Origin of the sequence: Phenylobacterium sp., from assembly GCF_030651185.1 — a bacterium.
In the GTDB taxonomy this organism is placed as follows: Bacteria; Pseudomonadota; Alphaproteobacteria; order Caulobacterales; family Caulobacteraceae; genus Phenylobacterium.
On sequence record NZ_JAUSCJ010000013.1, the window covers coordinates 12,019 to 26,149 of the forward strand.

Here is a 14,131-nt window from a genome sequence, read left to right on the forward strand (position 1 = left end):
GACGCGCGCTCAGCGTCACCGGCGTGGTGATCTGGCGGCGCAAGCGCCAGGGCCGGGTGAAGCGGCGCAGGCCGCGCGCGGCCACGGCCTGACCGCCACGCGGAATTGACAACGGCGTTCGCCGAGCCGACGATCGGCTCCACTTGAGGGGGTGGAGATGAGGATTGCAGTTTTAGCGGCTGCGATGGCTGCGGGCCTGGCCCTGGCGGCGGCCGGGCCGTCCCAGGCGGCGGGCTTCCTGTCGGACCTGGTGTCCAGGCTCGACATCCTGCCCGACAACGCCAGAAGGCTCGACAACGCCAACAGCGCGCGGAGCTCGGCGATCAGCGAAGCCATCGCCCGCGACGCCGGCCGGATCGAGGCCGAGGCCTATATCAAGTCGATACAGGCCGAACGGGCGGTGCGGGTTCCCGCCGCGCCCACGCTGATCAACCTCGCCACCGGCCCATCCGTCTGCCGGACCCTGGTCGGCGCCTGCACGGTCAACGTCCTGGCCACCGCGGGTCAGGCCTGCTGGTGCCCCACCGAGGACGGCGGATTCGCCACGGGCACGGTGGGACAATGAAGGCCCGGCTTGCTCTCTTGATGGCCGCCTGCGCCCTGCTGCTGGCCGGTTGTCTCAGCATTCCGGGCGTCTCCGTCCCGGGCCTGAACGATCCGCCGCCCACCGCCGCCCCCCTGTGCCGGACCCCGGTGGGCCAGTGCCGGATCAACGCCTATGCCTCCCCGGGCGCCTCCTGCTGGTGCCCCACCCGCCAGGGTCAGGCCGCCCTGGGCGAGGTGGTCGCGCCATGAAGCCGCCGCCCAAGACCCAACCCGGCGGTTCGCTGAGCCGGCGCGGCCTCCAGATCATCCTGTCGATCTCGGGGCTGCTGGTGGTGGCCGCCCTGATGGCGATCTGGACCACCCGGCCGCTGCCGCCCGCCACGGCGCCGGCCACCCCCACCACCTTCGAGCGCTGCTGGAAGGACCAACTGGCCCCGGTTCCGGTGAAGGAGCAGACCCCCGACCTCGTCGATCGGGTCTCCTCGGTCTGCTACAACCACGCCTACCGCGCCCTGCTGCTGGACGATTTCCGCATCCGCCGCACCGCCTATGTGCAGCAGCAGTTCCAGGGCAACGTCATGCTGTGGATGGTGGTCGCCATCACCCTGTCGGGGGTCGCCCTCGCCGGCCTCCAGCTGCTGGCCGCCTCGCGCCTGGCGGCCACCGGCCAGGCCAGCCTGGCCTCCGACGGCGTGCTGAGCCTGGAGCGCGGCAAGATCTCCCTGCGCTCGTCGGTCACCGGCCTGCTGATCCTGGTGGTGTCCCTGGCCTTCTTCGGCATCTTCGTGAACTGGGTCTACCAGCTCTCCGAGAACACCCCCGAGAAGGCGCCGCAGCCGGCGGTCCAGAGGGCCCAGCAGATGCTGCAGGGCATCGGCGGCGTCGGACCGCCGCCCCCGGGCATGACGACGCCGAAGCTCCGCTAGGCTCTCTAGCGCCAGTCGTCCGGTCCAGGCGGCTCCATGGGGGGCTGACCGCCCTTCCGGATGGGCGCGTCGGGACGGGTCCAGAACCCACCGGTGTGGGCGTTGTCGCTCCGGTGAATGGTTACGCTGGCCGGGTCAAAGTTCACGAACATCCGGGCATTGACCGCGCGGATCGTGGAGGGCTGGTCCAGGGCGGTGTGATGGGTGACGCAGCCACAGGTCTTGCAGCGCCAGAAGCCGATCCAGCGGTTACCCCAGATATAGGCCTCCACCGCATCGGCCCCTTGAACCAGGTCCACGCTGAGCTGCGTCTTGCCGATGGGATCGGAGCCATAGGCCCAGAGCACGCCATAGCGGCGGCAGATCGAACAGTTGCAGTCCAGCACCCAGACCGGCGCCGGGTCCATCGTGATGCGGACGGCTCCGCAGTGACAGGCGGCTCTGACCATCGGCGGCTTCCTCCCTCGGCGGGCTCAGCCCCAGCGGGCGGCCGCCTCGTCCCGCAGTTGCCGCTTGAGGATCTTACCCGAAGCGATGCGCGGCAAGGGCTCACCGGCAAAATGGAAATAGCGGGGGATCTCGAACCTCGCCAGGCGCGGTTCCAGGAAGGCCCGCAGTTCGGCCTCGTCGATGGGCGAGCGCGCATAGATCGTCGCCCCCACCTCCTCGCCCAGGCGTTCGTCGGGCACGCCGTAGACGCTGACCTCCAGCACATCGGGATGTTCCAGGAGCGCGGCTTCCACCGACCCGCAGCCGATGTTCTCCCCGCCCCGGATCACCAGGTCCTTGATACGGTCGACGATGTAGACGAAGCCCTCGTCGTCGACATAGGCCACGTCCCCGGTGCGCATCCAGCCGTCCACGAAGGTCTCGGCATTGGCCTCGGGGCGGTTCCAGTAGCCGCGCATGATCGAGGCGCCGCGGATCTGCAGCTCGCCCCGCGTCCCCGCCGGCTGGGCGACGCCCGCCTCGTCCACGATGCGGATGTCCAGCACGCCCGACACCCGCCCTGAGCTGGCCGGATGGGCCAGGTAGTCGGCGCCGGCGATCGAGGTGCCGATGGCGTTGGTCTCGGTCATGCCCCAGCCGGTGTTGGGCGCGGCGTTGGGGAAGGCCTTGTCGATGGCCCGCACCTGCTCCGGCGCGCGGCTCGCCCCGCCGCCGCCCACGGCCATCAGCGAGCTCAGGTCGCGGCCCTCGCGCCGGGCGATCTCCACCAGGTCGCCGGTCACCGCCGGCGGGCCGTTGAAGCCGGTGATGCGCTCGCGCTCGATGATCTCCACGGCCTGGGCCGGGTCCCACTTGTACATGCAGACCAAGCGCCGCTGGGCGCGGAAGCTCTGCAGCAGGCTGACGTGCAGGCCCGAGACGTGGAACAGCGGGATCGACAGCAGGGCGGCGGGCTGCGGCCCGCCCGCGACGGGGGCGAAGCCGGCCAGCATGCCGGCCTGGGCGTCCAACTCCCACGACAGCAGGGCCGACATGATGTTGCGGTGGGTCGAGACCGCCCCCTTGGGATGGCCCGTCGAGCCGGAGGTGTAGAGCATGATGGCGTCGTCGTCGGGCCCGACGTGCCGCTCCGGCGGCCCCGCCCCCACCGGCGCGGCGCGGGCCATCACCTCGTCATAGGCCCGCACGCCGGCCGCCAGAGGCTTGGTGGCCCGCACCGCGATCACCGCCAGGCCCGCGGGCGCGTTCTCACAGGCGGCCAGTCGGTCCAGCCGCTCCTGGTCGGCCAGCAGCAGCTTGGCGCCTGAGTCCTTCAGCCCGTATTCCATCTCGTGCGGCTGCCACAGCGCATTCATCGCCACCGCGATCGCCCCGATCGAGGTCGCCGCCATGAAGCCGAGGATCCATTCCGGATAGTTGCGCATGGAGATCGCGACCCGGTCGCCCTTCTCCACGCCATAGTCGCGGGCCATCACCGCCGCCAGATGCTGCGAGCGCGTCCAGGCCTCTTCGAAGCTCAGCCGCTCGTCCTCGTAGACGATGAACGGCAGGTCGCTGCGCCCGGCCGCAAACAGCGCCGCCAGGTTGACCGGCGCGTTCTTGAACGCCCGCACCCGGCGGCCCAGAGCCTCGGTCTCCGCGAGTTCGTACGGCAGACCCTCGCCGGTCAGCTGCGCCAGCGCCTCGATCCTGTTCACGTCTCAAATCCCCCAGGCCAAACCCCGAACTCGCGCCGGGCTAAGCGCGCTAGGCGCCAGAGTTCGGCGGCGATGTCCAGGGGCCGGCGGCGGTGCTAAGGGTCTCGCCCCCTGAGCGGCGGAGAGTCCCCCATGGAAGGCCCCACCTCCCACTTCTATTTCTCGCAGCGCCTGCGCCTGCACTATGTCGACTGGGGAAACGCCGGCGCCCCGCCCCTGCTGCTGATCCACGGCGGCCGCGATCACTGCCGCAACTGGGACTGGGTCGCCGCGCGGCTGGCCGACCGCTACCACATCATCGCCCCGGACCTGCGCGGCCACGGCGACAGCGCCTGGGCGATCGGCGGCGGCTATGACCAGGCCGCCTACCTCTACGACATCGCCCAGCTGGTGCATCAGACCGGCCTGGCCCCGGTGACCATCATCGCCCACTCGCTGGGCGCCGGCATCGCCCTGAACTACTGCGGCACCTTCCCCGAGACGGTCAGCAAGGTCATCGCCATCGAGGGCCTGGGCGCCTCCCCCAAGGTGATCGCCGAGCAGGCCGCCCGCAGCGTCGACCAGCGCCTGCGTGACGCCATCAAGGACCGCCGCGAGAACTCCGGCCGCGCGCCGCGCCGCTATGCCAGCCTCGACGAGGCCACCGCCCGCATGGCCCAGGAGAACCCCCACCTCAGCCCCGACCAGGCCCGCCACCTGACGGTCCACGGCGCCCACCAGAACGAGGACGACACCTGGTCGTGGAAGTTCGACAACCACACCCGCTGGGGCGGCGGCAGCCTCTCCCACGCCGACCAGCACCACCTCTGGCGCCAGATCACCGCCCCAGTCCTGCTGGCCCGAGGCGCCGAGTCCTGGGCGTCGGACCCCGTCCTCGACGGCCGCATCCAGAACTTCCGCAACGCTCGCCTGGTGAATTTCGAAGGTGCGGGCCACTGGGTGCACCACGACAGGCTGGAGGCCTTCATGGCCGAGACCGAGGCGTTCCTGGCGGAGTAGCCGGCGGAGGCGGCAGCCCCCACGCCCGTCATTCTAAGCCTCGCGCCTAGGACTCCTCTGTCGGCCGCGCAAGGTACCTACGGCTCAGTGGAAATGTCAGCAAAGGGCATTGGCGCGTCGAGCGGAAGAGCGGCCACTTCGGCGGCTTGCTGCTCAGCCTGCGCGATTTGCTGAGCCAGCGCGTCGCCCAAGCTCGACGATCGGAAGACAGCTGGAGCCGCGCAACTCACACCCCCAAATGCCGAACCCAAGGCCCCGCCCCGGACAGCGTCGAGGCCCGAGACACCGAGGCGCTCCGGGAGCACCGGGCCTCTGAACCCTACCCCACCTTCCCCGTCGACCCTCGCACCACCAGCTGCGGCGCCACCTCGTGCGCGTCGGCGCGCTTCTCGCGCAGGGCGTTGGGCACCAGCATCTCGCCGGCCATCCGGCCCATGTCGCGCAAGGGGAGCCGCACCGAGGTCATCGGCGGCCAGAGGCGCACGGCGATGGGGGCGTCGTCATAGCCCACCACCGAGCAGTCCTCGGGGATCGACAGGCCCATCTCGCGGGCGGCGGTGTAGACCCCGGTGGCCATCTCGTCGTTGAGGCAGAAGATGGCGGTGGGGCGCTGCTCCATGCGGAACAGCTCCAGGGCCGCGGCGTGGCCGCTCTCATAGGTATAGGCGCCGACCTTGTCATAGGCCGGGTCCAGGCTCAGGCCGGCCTCGGCCAGGCCTTCCTCGAACCCCTTCTTCCGCTCGATGGAGCTGCGGAAGGTGGGGGGGCCGGAGATCAGGGCGATGCGGGTGTGGCCGAGGTCGGCCAGGTGGCGGGCGGCCTGGGCGGCGCCGCGGCCATCGTGGCTGACCAGCATGCGGTCGGGCTCGTCCAGGGCCACCGAGCCGATGCGCACATAGGGGACGTCCAGCTCGCGCAGCAGGGCGGCCAGCTTCTCGTCCTCCGAGACCGGCGAGGGCAGGACCACGGCGAACAGCTTCTGGCGCTCCACGAAGTCGCGCATGTCGGCCAGCAGGCGCGGCGAGTTACGGTCCACCGGGCGGACCACCAGCTCGAAGCCCGAGCCGGCCATGGCGTCCAGCAGGCCCTGCTGGTGGCTGATGGTGTGCTGGGGGTTGGGGTTGTCGTAGATCAGCCCCACCAGGAAGGAGCGGCGGAAGGCCAGGCCGCGGGCCTGCGGGTCAGGGACGTAGCCCGTCTCGCGCATGATCTCCAGGACCGCCTTGCGGGTCTCCTCCTTGACGAAGGGGCTCTCATTGATGACCCGGCTGACGGTCTTCTTCGACACCCCGGCCAGGCGGGCGACGTCGTTGATGGTGTGCCGCTTGGCCTTGTCGGCGCCTGGGTCGCGTGTCGCCACGGGGGAAATGTCCTCAATCTTGTCCCGGTGTCATAGCCTGCGCCTCGGGGTGCGCCAAGCGGGCCTGATGCCGAGGGAGGGACGGCGGCATCATGGGGTATGAGCCGCCTGTTGCGCCTCGATCGGCGGCACGAGGCCGCCGCCAGGTCGGCCCTAGGTGCCCTTGGCCTTGGAACTGGAATCCAGCACTTCGGGCCGCCTGGGGGTCATGTCGGTGAGGTTCCAGTCGGCCTCGTTGAACGGGCGCGCCGTCGGCTTATGGGTCGGGTAGCCGTGCAGGGCCTGCTCGGAATCGATGATCGTCCCGCGGCCCTCGGCCACGTCGGCCAGCAGCCGGACGTCGTCGAAGTCCCGGTCCCAGGGGCGGGCGCCGACGTTCATCAGCACCGACTTCTGCACGTCCATGGCGGCCATCGGCTTGAAGCCCTCCGGCCAGGTCGGAGGGGTCCTGGTCTCGATGATCCTGGCCCGGCTGGTGGTGTAGCGGCCCAGCATCGGCAGCGGCCGGCCGATGCGGTCCACGGCGATGTTGTCGCGGCCGTAGTACGCCACATCCCCGTCGCCCCCGAGCTCGAAGAAGGCCACCTGGTCGGGGGTGGAAATTCCCGCCCGCATGGCGTTGCCCACCGCCACGATCTGGCCGGTCTCATAGGGGTGATCGCCCCACTCATTGGCCTGCAGGTTGTAGTGCAGGATTCGCTGGCCGGGGTTGAAGATCAGGTTGTTGGCCATCACCGCCCGCGCCCCGCCCTTGAACAGGGCGTTGCGCTCATAGTTGTGGGCATAGAGGTTGCCGACGATCAGCAGGTCGCTGGCGTTGTCGTGGATCAGGCTGCCCTTGGAGTGCTCGATCTTGGCGTGGGTCGAATAGGCCAGGCTCTCGGCGATGATGTTGTTGGAATAGGTGATCCGGTGCGAGGTCGCCGCCCGCCAGTCGTCCGGGGTCTTGCCGATGAACCTCAGGCCGGAGACCGACAGGTTCTCGTCGGTGGCCCAGGTGAAGGTGCAGTGGTCGACGATGATGTTGTAGGCCCCGCTCACCGTGGAGAAGGCGTCCTCGTCCCAGCCGCTCTTCTTGAGCTGGCCGGCCTCGCCGGGACGGACCCGGATGTGCCGCAGGACGACGTCGTGGGCCGAGACGTCCATGCCGCCGCGGATCAGGGTGATTCCCGGTGACGGCGCCGTCTGGCCGGCGATGGTCAGGAAGGGTTCGGTGATCCTGATGGTCTTGCGGTCGAGGTCGATCACCCCGCCCACCTCGAAGACCACGATGCGCGGCCCCTTGGCTTCCACCGCCTCGCGGAAGGAGCCCGGTCCCTCACTGGCCAGGGTCGTGACCCTGAGGATCCGCCCGCCGCGCCCGCCCGGCGTGGTCGCCGCCCAGCCCTGCGCGCCCGGGAAGGCCAGGGGCTCGGCCGCCTGAACCTCGGCGGCGGCCAGCAGGATCGAAAACAGCGCCACGGCGGCCAGGCGAATACCCATGGAAGCTCTCCCTGATGCCCCTTGAAATTGCGAATTTGGGACTTGATTTGAAAATGACACCGGTTTCCTCTAGAGACAACAGCGCCTTTCGAGGGCGAGCGGGTGGGGAGGCGATTTCGCGTGAGCGTTCCGGCGGCAAGCATGGCAGATGGCTTTCCCATCGACGACGTGGCGGCGCGGTTTGTCCGCGCCCGGCGTTCGGCGACCGCCCTTTCCGACTATCCCGGCCCCGTGCCGAGCGATCTTGCCACCGGTTACCGCGTTCAGGACGCCGCGCTAAAACTCTGGCCCGACGAGGTGATCGGCTGGAAGGTCGGTCGGGTGCCGCCCGAGCATGAGGAACGCCTGAAGAGCAACCGCATCTGTGGCCCGGTCTTCGCCAAGTCCCTGTGGCATGTGACGCCCGGCGACGTGACGCCCTTCCCGGTCTTCGAGGGCGGGTTCGCCGCCGTGGAGGCCGAGTATGTGGCCCGCATCGCCTTCGACGCCCCGGCCGACAAGCTGACCTGGACCACGCAGGAGGCCGCCGAGCTGATCGGCGCCCTGCACATCGGCATGGAGCCGGCCGGCAGCCCCCTGGCCAGCATCAACATCCTGGGGCCCACGGTTGTTGTCTCCGACTTCGGCAACAACGCCGGCCTGATGGTGGGCGCAGAGATCGTCGACTGGCGTCGCCGCCGCATCGAGGACCTGCGCTGCGAGACCGTGATCGAGGGTCAGGTCGTGGGCCAGGGCGGCGCCTTCCTGCTGCCGGGCGGCCCGGTGGAATCCATCCGCTTCCTGGCCGAGAACACCGCCCGGCGCGGCCGCCCGCTGACGGCCGGCATGTACATCTGCACCGGCGCCGCGGCCGGCATCCATGACATCGCCGCCGGCCAGACCGGCGCCGTACGCTTCGAGGGCTTTGGCGAGATCGCCTGCCGCGCCTACCCAGCCAAGCCGGCCGATTGACGAGACAACCCTTCCCGCTCGGCGATGGCGGGGAGGTTCAAGAGATGTCGCCAAGGCGAAGAAACAAAAGGGCGTTCTGTCCATGACCACCACCGACACCGGGCCTGCCGTCACGGCGGACGGCAAGATGACGCGCCGCCGCTGGGTGATCTGCGCCCTGCTCTTCACCGCCGTGGTGATCAACTATGTCGACCGGCAGATGCTGGGGGTGCTCAAGCCCTTCATGTCCGACGAGATGGGCTGGAGCGAGACCGACTATGCCGATATCGTCTTCTATTTCCAGGCCGCCTACGCCGCCTCCTATCTGCTGTTCGGGGCCTTCGTGGACCGGGTGGGCGCCAAGATCGGCTACGCCTCGGCCTTCATCATCTGGCAGCTGGCCCACATCGCCCATGCCGGCGCGAGCACCCTCAGCCAGTTCTTCCTGGTCCGGGTCCTGCTCGGGGTCGGCGAAGGGGGCAACTTCCCGGGCGGGGTGAAGGCCGTCACCGAGTGGTTCCCCAAGAAGGAGCGGGCCTTCGCCACCGGCATCTTCAACGCCGGGGCCAATATCGGGGCGGTGGTCACCCCCCTGGTCGCCCCCATGATCATGCTGGCCTATGGCTGGCGGGCGGCCTTCATCATCACCGGCGTGATCGGCATGCTGTGGATCGTGGCCTGGCTGATCATGTACCGGTCGCCCGAGCAGGAGCCCAAGGTCAACGCCGCCGAACTCGCCCACATCCGGTCCGATCCCGAGGACTCCGACCAGAAGGTCAGCTGGCTGAAGGTGGCGACCAAGCGCGAGACCTGGGCCTATGCGCTGGGCAAGTTCCTGATCGATCCGGTCTGGTGGATGCTGCTGTTCTGGCTGCCCGACTACTTCAAGAAGACCTTCGACCTGAACGTCACGACCTTCGGCCTGGTGCTGGCGGCGGTCTATCTGATCTCCGACGTCGGCAGCGTTGGCGGCGGCTGGATGTCCTCGCGCCTGATGAAGGCCGGGCGCAGCCTGAACTTCTCGCGCAAGATCACCATGCTGATCTGCGCGGTCGCCACCCTGCCCTACTTCTTCATCAACCAGATTCACGATCTGTGGCTGGCCACCGCCGTTGTGGGCCTCGTCGCCGCCGCGCACCAAGCGTTCTCGGCCAACCTCTACACCCTGCCTGGAGATGTCTTCCCGCGCAGCGCCGTGGGCTCCGTCATCGGCATCGGCGGGATGCTGGGGGGCATCGGCGGCATGGTGATGGCCAAGTCGGTGGGTCAGGTGCTGGAGCAGGCTGGCGGCTACGGCCCGATCTTCGCGGTCTGCGGCTGCATCTACTTCCTGGCCCTGCTGGCGGTCCACCTGCTCTCGCCGAGGCTTGCGCCCGCCAGGATCTAAGCGCGGACGACCCGGGACGCAGGCTTCGGGCCCTCGCGATGCGGGGCGCTCACGAGGCCGTATGACGCGGCGGCGTCTTCTCAAGTTGACGCCCCCGTCATTTTCCGCCAATGGGCTAGGTAACCGGAGAAACGACATGAGCGACGGATCAATCGACCTGAACAGCGACGCGCGCGCAAAGGTCTATGCGACCCCCCTGGAGCTGCTCGACCCGGCCCAGCCGGAACTGTTCCGCCAGGACGCGCACTGGGCCCTCTTCGAGCGCCTGCGCAAGGAGGACCCGGTCCACTACACCGCCGAGCATGAGTTCGGCCCGTACTGGTCGATCACCAAGTACAACGACATCATGACCGTGGACACCAACCACGAGGCCTTCTCCTCCGAGGGCGGCATCACCATCGCCAACCAGGACGGCGGCGAAGGCCCCCTGCCCATGTTCATCGCCATGGACCCGCCCAAGCACGACGTGCAGCGCAAGACCGTCAGCCCGGTGGTCTCGCCCCACAACCTGGCCATCCTTGAGCCGCTGATCCGCGAGCGCGCCGCCAAGATCCTCGACAGCCTGCCGATCGGCGAGGAGTTCGACTGGGTCGACAAGGTCTCCATGGAACTGACCGCCATGACCCTGGCGACCCTGTTCGACATGCCGCAGGAAGATCGCCGCAAGCTGACCTACTGGTCGGACGTGGTCACCGCGGCGCCGGGCCAGGGCCTGATCGACACCATCGAGCAGAAGATGGAGATCTTCGTCGAGTACCACGCCTACTTCACCAAGCTGTGGAACGACCGGGTCAACGCCCCGCCCGCCGGCGACCTGATCTCCATGCTGGCCCACGGCGAGGCCACCCGGGACATGTCGCCCCGCGAGTACTTCGGCAACATCGTGCTGCTGACGGTCGGCGGCAACGACACCACGCGGAACACCATTTCCGGCTCGGTCCTGGCGCTGAACCAGAACCCCGACCAATACGCCAAGCTGCGCGCCAATCCGTCCCTGATCCCGTCGATGGTCTCCGAGACCATCCGCTGGCAGACGCCGCTGGCCCATATGCGTCGCATCGCCACCCGGGACTTCGAACTGGGCGGCAAAACCATCAAGAAGGGCGACAAGGTCGTCATGTGGTACGTCTCGGGCAACCGCGACGATGAGGTGATCGCCAACCCGAACGCCTACATCATCGACCGCGAACGCCCCCGCCAGCACATCTCCTTCGGCTTCGGCATCCACCGCTGCGTCGGCAACCGCCTGGCCGAACTGCAACTGAAGATCATCTGGGAGGAAATCCTGGCCCGCTTCCCCGATATCCAGGTCGTGTCCGAGCCGAAGCGGGTCTATTCCAGCTTCGTGAAGGGCTACGAGAGCATGAAGGTGGTCATTCCCACCCGTTACTGATCACCCCCACATACTGACAGTATCGTCGAATAGAGGCGCCGCTCTCCGGAAAGGGGGGCGGCGTTTTCTCGTTGCGGTCAAACTCGCGGAAATCCCATGCCCACATTGGGGTTGCGGCGCGATATCCGAGTAACGTCGTTCTTTCGGAATACAGGTTGACCTAGGTGAAGGTTGGTATAACGGCGTTTTATTGACATGCTCGCGCAATTATATGGTCAATTTTCACCTGATGACGTGCATCAGCATTACCCAAGGTCAAGTGTAACATTGAATTCGTTGAGAAATTGACCTCTATCCGAACGCCGTTCGAGTCTGCTATCTCGCAGTATTGCCGCCGAGAGCCGTACAAGAGCTCCGGACGCGTTGGGAGGTACTAGGATGAGGAATTCTCTGCTTATGCGGAGCGCGCTGGTTGCAGGCGTCTCCGCCGTCGCCCTGGCTTCGGCCGGTTCGGCCATGGCGCAAGCGGGCGCCGCTCCGTTCATGATCGAGGAACTGGTGGTCACCGCTGAAAAGCGTGAAGCCAGCCTGCAGGACGTGCCGGTGGCGATCACCGCCTACACCAGTGAAAAGCGCGACCTTCTGGGCGTCGCCACTGTCGAGGACCTGGCGCGCGTCAGCCCCAGCATGGCCTACACCAACAATGACCGGATCTCGATCCGCGGTTTCGGACGCCTGACCAACTCCATCGGCACCGACCCGTCGGTGGCCCTGTATTCGGACGGTATCTTCTCCAACTCGATGTCGGACGCCTCGACTCCGTCGCTGTTCATCGAGCGGACGGAAATCCTGCGCGGCCCGCAGGGTACGCTTTACGGCCGGAACTCCATCGGCGGCGCCATGAACATCATCTCCAAGCGCCCCACGGACATCTTCAACGGCGAAGTTCGCGCCTCGGTCGGCAATTACGGGACCTGGACGACCCAAGCCCTGCTGCGCGGCCCGATCACCGACGGCCTGCGCTACTCGATCGGCGGCTCGCTTGAACGCCGCGATGAAGGCTATATTCACAACAATGGGCCGGGCGGGGACACTAGCGCCGTAAAGCGCTACTTGATCGACGCTCAGATCGAAGCTGACCTCGGTGAGAACATCACCGCCCGCCTCAGCTACCGAAAGATCGACTGGGACGACAGCTACGGCGTGGGCAACATCCACGAAGCCGTGGTGAGCCCCTACGACACCACTTCGGTCGTCGGTCTGGGCAACTCGGCCCTCTACTACAACCCGACCTTGGGCTTCGCCGGCGTCAATCCCTCGACCGCCGATCCCTATACTATCGCGATGAACGACACCATGGAGGGCAAACTCTCCGATCACCACCGTCTGAACTTCGACATGACCTGGGATCTGGGCTGGGCTTCCCTGAAATACATCGCGGGCTATCAAGCCTATGTCTACAACACCAATGGCGACGAAGATCGATCTTCACGAGCGGGCCTGTTCAACGTCTCCTCGGTGACGCCGTTCGGCGCCTACACCGCCAGCAACGTCTCGCCGCGCGAGCGCTTCTTCTACCAGGAGAAGCAGAAGTGGTGGTCGAACGAGATCAACCTGTCCTCCAACAGCGATGGCCCGCTGTCCTGGATCGGCGGCATCTATCAGTACCACCAGGAGTACTCGCAGCCGCAGGGCCTGCGCGTCTTGGGCGATCCGACCGTTCAGAACCCGATCAATCTGGCCACTGGCGGCTTGGCGGCGCCCAATCCGAACGGCAACTATCTGCTGGTTGACGGCACCCTGACGGTCGACTCCTACGCCGCCTTCGCCCAGGTCGAATACAAGCTGTCCGACACCCTTACCCTCCAAGCCGGCCTGCGCTACACCACCGACGACAAGACCGGCACGGACTTCGCGCGCTATGTCTCGCGCAGCCCGACCACCACGACCGTGCTGCGGTCAGGCGGCGTGCCGCTCGTCGCCGCCGGCGATATCGCTGTCGACTTCACCACCTTCGTTGTCTGCGGCGGCCCGACCATCGCCAGCTGCGCGGCCAATCCCCTCTATTCGAACCTGACCCAAGTCGCGACCGGCGGCCTGGTCCGCGATATGGCGGCCGACTACCAGGCCTGGTCTGGCACGATCGGCCTGCAGTGGCAGCCGGACTCCGACACCAACGGCTACGCCCGCTACAGCCGCGGCTACAAGTCCGGGGGTTGGATCGCGTCGAATGGTCTCTCGCCGTCCCCCTATGCCGATCCGGAATACGTGGACAACTACGAGATCGGACTGAAAAAGACCTTCGGTGGTCGCGTTCAGGTGAACTCGTCGATCTTCTACGCCGACTACAAGGGCTTCCAGGCTCCGCTCACCGTGGTGCTGAACTCGACGACCGGCTCTACGGGCACGCAGTTCCTGAACCTCGACTCCATCAACTGGGGCCTGGAACTTGAAGCGCAGTGGGCGCCGATCGAAAACCTCTCGATCTTCGGCAGCTACGCTTATCTGAACACCGAACTGCAAACGGGCTGCTGCTTCGTCGATACGGCCGATGCGAAGGCCCTGAAGGCCGGCGCACGTCCCACCGGCGTGGTCTTGCCCAATGGCAGCCGTCCGCAGACCCTGGTGGGCAATCACCTGCCGCTGACGCCTGAGAATAAGTTCAACCTGGGCGCCAACTACACCTTCGACTTCGACGCGGGCAGCCTGACGCTCGGCGCCACGGCCACCTATACCGGCGACCAGCAGGTCACGATCTTCGCCCAGGACGGCTACACTTCGCCTTCCAACACGGTGGCGGATGTGCGGGCCCTGTGGAAGGACGCCGCGGACCGCTTCACCATCATCGGCTATGTCAAGAACTTGACCGACGAGGTGGCGATCCAGAGCTCGACCATCGGCTCGCCGTCCTCCAGCGGCAACCAACGCCAGACGCAGAAGCTGAACTTCCCGCGCACCTACGGCGTGGAAGTGCAATACCGCTTCTAAGCCGCGGACTGGGAACGACAATTGGGGCGGCGC

12 protein-coding genes are annotated in these 14,131 nt (G+C 67.3%); 8 read left to right on the plus strand and 4 right to left on the minus strand.

Annotated elements, in window-relative coordinates; all coding sequences use genetic code 11:
- Window positions 1–184 precede the first annotated feature (184 nt).
- The 3 genes from Q7J39_RS05140 to Q7J39_RS05150 are packed head-to-tail and all read left to right on the plus strand — an operon-like array spanning window position 185 to window position 1,472.
- Complete coding sequence (locus Q7J39_RS05140) at window positions 185–565, plus strand: hypothetical protein (RefSeq protein WP_304821119.1); 381 nt, start codon at window positions 185–187, stop codon at window positions 563–565.
- The gene (locus tag Q7J39_RS05145) at window positions 562–795 is read left to right on the plus strand and encodes a hypothetical protein (protein WP_304821121.1); all 234 of its coding nucleotides are present in this window, start codon (window positions 562–564) and stop codon (window positions 793–795) included. Before Q7J39_RS05140 ends, Q7J39_RS05145 begins: the two co-directional genes overlap by 4 nt.
- Window positions 792–1,472 carry a hypothetical protein gene (locus tag Q7J39_RS05150; RefSeq protein ID WP_304821122.1) on the plus strand — a complete coding sequence of 227 codons (681 nt, stop codon included), beginning with the start codon at window positions 792–794 and terminating at the stop codon, window positions 1,470–1,472. The genes Q7J39_RS05145 and Q7J39_RS05150 overlap by 4 nt, the downstream gene beginning before the upstream one ends.
- A gap of 5 nt (window positions 1,473–1,477) precedes the next feature.
- Here the strand turns inward: Q7J39_RS05150 and Q7J39_RS05155 are convergent, their stop codons facing one another.
- Both Q7J39_RS05155 and Q7J39_RS05160 read right to left on the minus strand, forming a co-directional pair.
- Window positions 1,478–1,921, minus strand: a complete 444-nt coding sequence (locus tag Q7J39_RS05155) for a GFA family protein (RefSeq protein ID WP_304821123.1) — start codon at window positions 1,919–1,921, stop codon at window positions 1,478–1,480.
- 24 nt (window positions 1,922–1,945) lie between these two features.
- Window positions 1,946–3,619: a class I adenylate-forming enzyme family protein gene (locus Q7J39_RS05160; protein ID WP_304821125.1), complete on the minus strand. Its 1,674-nt coding sequence runs from the start codon at window positions 3,617–3,619 to the stop codon at window positions 1,946–1,948.
- Between the two features lie 132 nt (window positions 3,620–3,751).
- Between Q7J39_RS05160 and Q7J39_RS05165 the strand changes: the two genes are divergently transcribed.
- A complete protein-coding gene (locus Q7J39_RS05165) occupies window positions 3,752–4,618 on the plus strand; it encodes an alpha/beta fold hydrolase (RefSeq protein WP_304821127.1) in 867 nt (288 codons plus the stop codon).
- A gap of 319 nt (window positions 4,619–4,937) precedes the next feature.
- Here Q7J39_RS05165 and Q7J39_RS05170 read toward each other — a convergent pair whose 3' ends face one another.
- On the minus strand, window positions 4,938–5,978 hold the full coding sequence (locus Q7J39_RS05170) for a LacI family DNA-binding transcriptional regulator (RefSeq protein ID WP_304821129.1): 1,041 nt from the start codon (window positions 5,976–5,978) through the stop codon (window positions 4,938–4,940).
- A 153-nt stretch (window positions 5,979–6,131) separates the two neighbouring features.
- Complete coding sequence (locus tag Q7J39_RS05175; protein ID WP_304821131.1) at window positions 6,132–7,460, minus strand: polysaccharide lyase family 1 protein; 1,329 nt, start codon at window positions 7,458–7,460, stop codon at window positions 6,132–6,134.
- Between the two features lie 141 nt (window positions 7,461–7,601).
- On the opposite strand from Q7J39_RS05175, the gene Q7J39_RS05180 reads away from it, so the two are divergent.
- The 4 genes from Q7J39_RS05180 (at window position 7,602) to Q7J39_RS05195 (ending at window position 14,098) form a co-directional block, all read left to right on the plus strand.
- Window positions 7,602–8,411: a 2-keto-4-pentenoate hydratase gene (locus tag Q7J39_RS05180; RefSeq protein ID WP_304821133.1), complete on the plus strand. Its 810-nt coding sequence runs from the start codon at window positions 7,602–7,604 to the stop codon at window positions 8,409–8,411.
- 82 nt (window positions 8,412–8,493) lie between these two features.
- Complete coding sequence (locus Q7J39_RS05185) at window positions 8,494–9,777, plus strand: MFS transporter (RefSeq protein ID WP_304821135.1); 1,284 nt, start codon at window positions 8,494–8,496, stop codon at window positions 9,775–9,777.
- A gap of 136 nt (window positions 9,778–9,913) precedes the next feature.
- Window positions 9,914–11,170, plus strand: coding sequence for a cytochrome P450 (locus Q7J39_RS05190; protein WP_304821137.1), 1,257 nt, complete (start codon window positions 9,914–9,916; stop codon window positions 11,168–11,170).
- A 396-nt stretch (window positions 11,171–11,566) separates the two neighbouring features.
- Window positions 11,567–14,098, plus strand: a complete 2,532-nt coding sequence (locus tag Q7J39_RS05195; RefSeq protein WP_304821139.1) for a TonB-dependent receptor — start codon at window positions 11,567–11,569, stop codon at window positions 14,096–14,098.
- Window positions 14,099–14,131 lie beyond the last annotated feature (33 nt).

Bases quoted from the DNA above. Each gene is read 5' to 3' on its own strand.
- Q7J39_RS05140 (WP_304821119.1), top strand. From the start codon at position 185: ATGGCTGCGGGCCTGGCCCTGGCGGCGGCCGGGCCGTCCCAGGCGGCG.
- Q7J39_RS05145 (WP_304821121.1), top strand. From the start codon at position 562: ATGAAGGCCCGGCTTGCTCTCTTGATGGCCGCCTGCGCCCTGCTGCTG.
- Q7J39_RS05150 (WP_304821122.1), top strand. From the start codon at position 792: ATGAAGCCGCCGCCCAAGACCCAACCCGGCGGTTCGCTGAGCCGGCGC.
- Q7J39_RS05155 (WP_304821123.1), bottom strand. From the start codon at position 1,921: ATGGTCAGAGCCGCCTGTCACTGCGGAGCCGTCCGCATCACGATGGAC.
- Q7J39_RS05165 (WP_304821127.1), top strand. From the start codon at position 3,752: ATGGAAGGCCCCACCTCCCACTTCTATTTCTCGCAGCGCCTGCGCCTG.
- Q7J39_RS05175 (WP_304821131.1), bottom strand. From the start codon at position 7,460: ATGGGTATTCGCCTGGCCGCCGTGGCGCTGTTTTCGATCCTGCTGGCC.
- Q7J39_RS05180 (WP_304821133.1), top strand. From the start codon at position 7,602: ATGGCAGATGGCTTTCCCATCGACGACGTGGCGGCGCGGTTTGTCCGC.
- Q7J39_RS05185 (WP_304821135.1), top strand. From the start codon at position 8,494: ATGACCACCACCGACACCGGGCCTGCCGTCACGGCGGACGGCAAGATG.
- Q7J39_RS05190 (WP_304821137.1), top strand. From the start codon at position 9,914: ATGAGCGACGGATCAATCGACCTGAACAGCGACGCGCGCGCAAAGGTC.
- Q7J39_RS05195 (WP_304821139.1), top strand. From the start codon at position 11,567: ATGCGGAGCGCGCTGGTTGCAGGCGTCTCCGCCGTCGCCCTGGCTTCG.